Source organism: Gillisia hiemivivida (assembly GCF_007997295.1).
Taxonomy (GTDB): domain Bacteria; phylum Bacteroidota; class Bacteroidia; order Flavobacteriales; family Flavobacteriaceae; genus Gillisia; species Gillisia hiemivivida.
This window is the reverse complement of sequence record NZ_VORY01000043.1, coordinates 1-4266: the sequence shown is the minus strand read 5'-3', so window position 1 is coordinate 4266 and position 4266 is coordinate 1. Positions and strand designations below refer to the sequence as shown.

5 protein-coding genes are annotated in these 4266 nt (G+C 31.8%); all 5 read left to right on the top strand.

Going from position 1 to position 4266, the window contains the following annotated elements; all coding sequences use genetic code 11:
- The first annotated feature begins 129 nt into the window (after positions 1-129).
- The 5 genes from ES724_RS16365 to ES724_RS16345 all read left to right on the top strand — a co-directional run bounded on the left by ES724_RS16365 (position 130) and on the right by ES724_RS16345 (position 3973).
- A complete protein-coding gene (locus ES724_RS16365) occupies positions 130-471 on the top strand; it encodes a DUF1801 domain-containing protein (RefSeq protein ID WP_146935047.1) in 342 nt (113 codons plus the stop codon).
- Between the two features lie 6 nt (positions 472-477).
- Entirely contained in the window at positions 478-939 is a 462-nt protein-coding gene (locus ES724_RS16360) for a VOC family protein (RefSeq protein ID WP_146935045.1), read from the top strand.
- 218 nt (positions 940-1157) lie between these two features.
- The gene (locus ES724_RS16355; RefSeq protein ID WP_146935042.1) at positions 1158-2108 is read left to right on the top strand and encodes a Fic family protein; all 951 of its coding nucleotides are present in this window, start codon (positions 1158-1160) and stop codon (positions 2106-2108) included.
- A gap of 183 nt (positions 2109-2291) precedes the next feature.
- Positions 2292-2774 carry a MepB family protein gene (locus ES724_RS16350; protein ID WP_146935039.1) on the top strand — a complete coding sequence of 161 codons (483 nt, stop codon included), beginning with the start codon at positions 2292-2294 and terminating at the stop codon, positions 2772-2774.
- Between the two features lie 719 nt (positions 2775-3493).
- On the top strand, positions 3494-3973 hold the full coding sequence (locus tag ES724_RS16345) for a hypothetical protein (RefSeq protein ID WP_146935036.1): 480 nt from the start codon (positions 3494-3496) through the stop codon (positions 3971-3973).
- The last annotated feature ends 293 nt before the right edge of the window (positions 3974-4266 follow it).

The following is a 4266-nucleotide window of genomic DNA, read 5'->3' as shown; positions in this document are numbered from 1 at the left end:
ACAATAGACCGAGAAAAATCATAGGCTATAAAACACCTAAAGAAATGATGGAGATGGAGCTGAAATTTGTAGCTTAGAAACATCAAAAACCAACAACGATTTGTTGCGTTACAACATTGAATCCAGCCAATGAACAAAATAAAAGAAGTAGACGAATACATAAAAAAAGCACCAACACAACAATCTGAAACGCTGGAAAAATTACGGAATTTGATTTTAGAAACTGTTCCTAAATCCGAAGAGCTTTTTAAATGGGGACAACCAGTTTATGCAACCGAAAAAAACTATGTTTACCTAAAATCTACCAAAAATCACGTAAACCTTGGTTTCTTCAACTTTGATAAAATAACCGATACTAATAATCTTTTGGAAGGCACAGGTAAAAGTATGCGTCACATAAAAATAAGCAACATAGATAACTTTGATATCAACACACTCAAAGAAATGATAAAGCAATCATCAAAATTTTAAGCAAAAATGAAAAAAACATTTTTTTTAACTTTACTTACGTTCTTTCTGGTCTTAACAATATCTAACGCCCAAGAAAATGAAACTACAAAATCGGGCATTAAATCATTTGCACTTTTGGTTAACGATTATGACGAAACAATTGAATTCTACACAGCAAAACTTGGTTTCGATTTAGTTACAGACCAGAAGTATGGAGAAAATATGCGTTGGGTCAGTATAAAAGCACCTAATAGTGAGATACAGTTAACTCTTGGGAAAGCATCTGAAGAAGACCGAAAATATGTTGGAAAACAAATGGGAGAAAACTATCCGTTTTGTGTAATGACAGTTAAGGATGTGCAAAAAACATATGAAATTTATACATCCAAAGGAGTTAATTTTATAGATAAACCGACTAAAAAGCCCTGGGGTATAGGTGCTGTTTTTGAGGATTTGTACGGAAACAAAATTTACTTGCAGACTGAATAAAAACTGCCTACAACATCGGTTAAGCGCAAATAGCGGGTATTTAAGTAAAAAGTGATATTTTAGACACCAAGTAACTAACAACAAAGCCGACAAGAACGCGTCCTTACTCCACGCTACTTGCCTTAACCAAGACCGTTGTGTCCAATTAAAAATCATGATTTTTATTCAAATAATAAGTAAATGATCTTACCTTTGATAATATCAAATGATAGTATCAAATGAAACCACCTTACGATATAACTCCTGACATTTTAAGATTGATAACTTCAATTTCTGAGAAAGTTGGAGCAATCAATGCAAACTATCTTAACAAACCTTCTCCCAAACTAAGAAAGGAAAATAGGATAAAGACAATTCATTCCTCCTTAAAGATTGAGGGTAACACATTGACTGAAGAACAGATTACTGCGTTAATTGAAAATAAGAGAATAATTGGCCCAAAGAAAGATGTTAATGAAGTTTTAAATGCAATTGAGATTTATGAACATTTAGAAAATTATAAACCATTTAATGAAAAATCATTCTTAGAATGCCATAAACATTTAATGGAAAATCTAATTGAAGATGCTGGAAAATATAGAAGACAAGGTGTAGGCATTATGAAGGGTTCTCAGGTGGAACACTATGCTCCGCCATATGAGAATGTTCCATTTTTGATGAAAGACTTATTTAACTATTTAAAATCATCTGAAGAAATTGAGTTAATAAAAAGCTGTGTCTTTCATTATGAAATGGAATTTATTCACCCGTTTTTAGATGGAAATGGCAGAATGGGTAGATTATGGCAAACTCTAATATTAATGGAAAAATATCCTGTATTTGAATATTTACCCTTTGAAACATTAATAAGTAAGGACCAAGAAAAATACTATAAAGCGCTATCTGATAGTGATAAGTCAGGAAATTCAACAGCATTTATCAAATATATGCTTGGAGTAATCAATAAATCTTTAGAGGAACTATTAGACTTCAATAGCCGCATATTAACTGAAAACGACCGACTTGAATATTTTGTATCACTCAATAAAAGAGAGTTTTCTAGAAAAGATTATATGGAGGTTTTCAAAGATATCTCTGGTGCAACAGCAAGTCGAGATCTGAAAAAAGGAGTAGAACTCAAATTATTTAAAAAAATAGGAGATAAAAACAAAACCAGATATACTATTTAACTGGGCACAACATCGGTTATCGCAAATTAACGGGTATTCAAGTAAAAGTTATATTTTAGTCACCAAGAAACCAACAATAAAGCCGACAAGTTCGCGTCCCTACTCCCGCCACTTGCGTTAACCAAGACCGTTGTGTGTAATGCAAAAAAAACAAAAAAATGAAAACTAAATATAATTTGGTAAATGGTTAGTAAAATACTTGAATTTTATAAAAAATGTTCTTTGATAATTACGGATTTCAGATTAGAGAAAGAGAGCAAGAAATATGACGCATGTAATTTTAAATTAAACGATTTAAGCATTATTTGCAGAAAGTCTAAAATCACAGCAAAAAAAGCAGGTCAATTTGTTACATTTTGGAAGCGAAATGATAGCGGTATAATTGAACCTTTTCAAGAAAATGATGATTTTGATTTCTTTGTAGTAAATGTGAAATCTACACATCTATTTGGACAATTTGTATTTCCTAAATCTGAATTAATAAATCAAAAAATAATTTCAACAGAAAAGCAAGAAGGAAAAAGAGCTTTTAGAGTATATCCTAGTTGGGATCTTCCCGAAAGTAAGCAAGCGGAACTAACTCAAAAATGGCAACTGAATTATTTTTATGAAGTTAGCGATTCTACAAGTTTGACAAAAGTTGCTGATTTGTACGAAACAAAATAATTGTGCGTGTGGCACTACACACAACATCGTTTAACAGCAAATAGCGGGCATTCTGATGAAAAGTGTTATTTTAGAGACTAAGTAACAAACAACAAAACCGACAAGTTCGCGTCCTAACCCCACGCCACTTGCGTTAAACAAGACCGTTGCCTACAATAGCTCGACGACAAAAACAAAGAATATTTTAAAGAAAATAATTCCAGCTGACTCTTACTCGAACGTAATTAGATGAAAAAAATCTTAAAGAACAAAAGCTTTAAATGAGAAATTCAGAAATGAAATTAATTCGTTCTGATTCTCACTCTGACGGAATGAAATGAAAAATAAATCTTAAGAATATAAATTTAAAGGATTAAAAATGAAAATATCACTCCGAATCTTACTCGAACGAAATTAGAATGAAATAAAACTAAAGAATAAAATCAGAAAAGAATAAGATTATTTTTTTAAAACGCTGAAAATACAGACTCTCACTCAGGTTCAAAGATCTAATGAAATTGTTAGATGGTAAAAGAATACGCAATCGTTCGTTCTTACTCAAATCTGGTCGCTAAAGTAGGCAACATCGGTTAAGCGCAAATAGCGGGCAATTGAGTGAAAAGTGTTATTTTAGAGACCAATTAAAAAACAACAAAGCCGACAAGAACGCGTCCTAACTCCACGCTACTTGCCTTAACCAAGACCGTTGCCAACTATATTTATTTCGAGAAATTGCGAATATGAAAAACTTAATATTATTGATTCTATTCCTTCCTCTCATGACTTTAGGCCAAGAAATCAAAGTTCATGATGAAAATAATGACACTGACTTTTATATAGATTCAATTAAGGTCAATGTTGAAAATGTATATTTGAATAAGTCAAGCATTGAAAAAGTGAATGTTGTCAAAGACGGAGCTGGGAAGATATACATTTCACTAAAAAATGACGTGGAATTGCTCAATCTTAATGACCTAAAAAATCAAAAAATCGACATTCTTCACAACAAGATTTATTTCATTGACAATAATTTGATAAGAAATCCTTCTAAAATTCAAATTGACACAAATGAAATTGGTGACTTAAAAATAATTAAAAGCTCAGAAATTGAAAATCAGACCGCTGATTTTATTATTATAAACATCACGACAAAATCAAAATTGACCGAAATAAAAAATGATAAAAAGGAAATCAGGATAAGAGGTATAGAACAAAATTGAAGTATAAATACAGTAGGCAACATCGGTTAAGCGCAAATAGCGGGCATTCCGATGAAATGTGCTATTTTAGATACCAAGTAACAAACAACTAAGCCGACAAGAACGTGTCCCTACTCCACGCTACTTGCCTTAACCAAGACCGTTGGCAGTAATTTAAAGAAACATCGTTCCATTCAATAACTTAACGCAACAAATCTAAAATAATAGATTTGTAAAATGGAAGTAAAAAAACACAGGCGACTAACCTATAAAGAAAGAGTCATTATCCAGACCCTTTTAAATGAAGAAAGAAC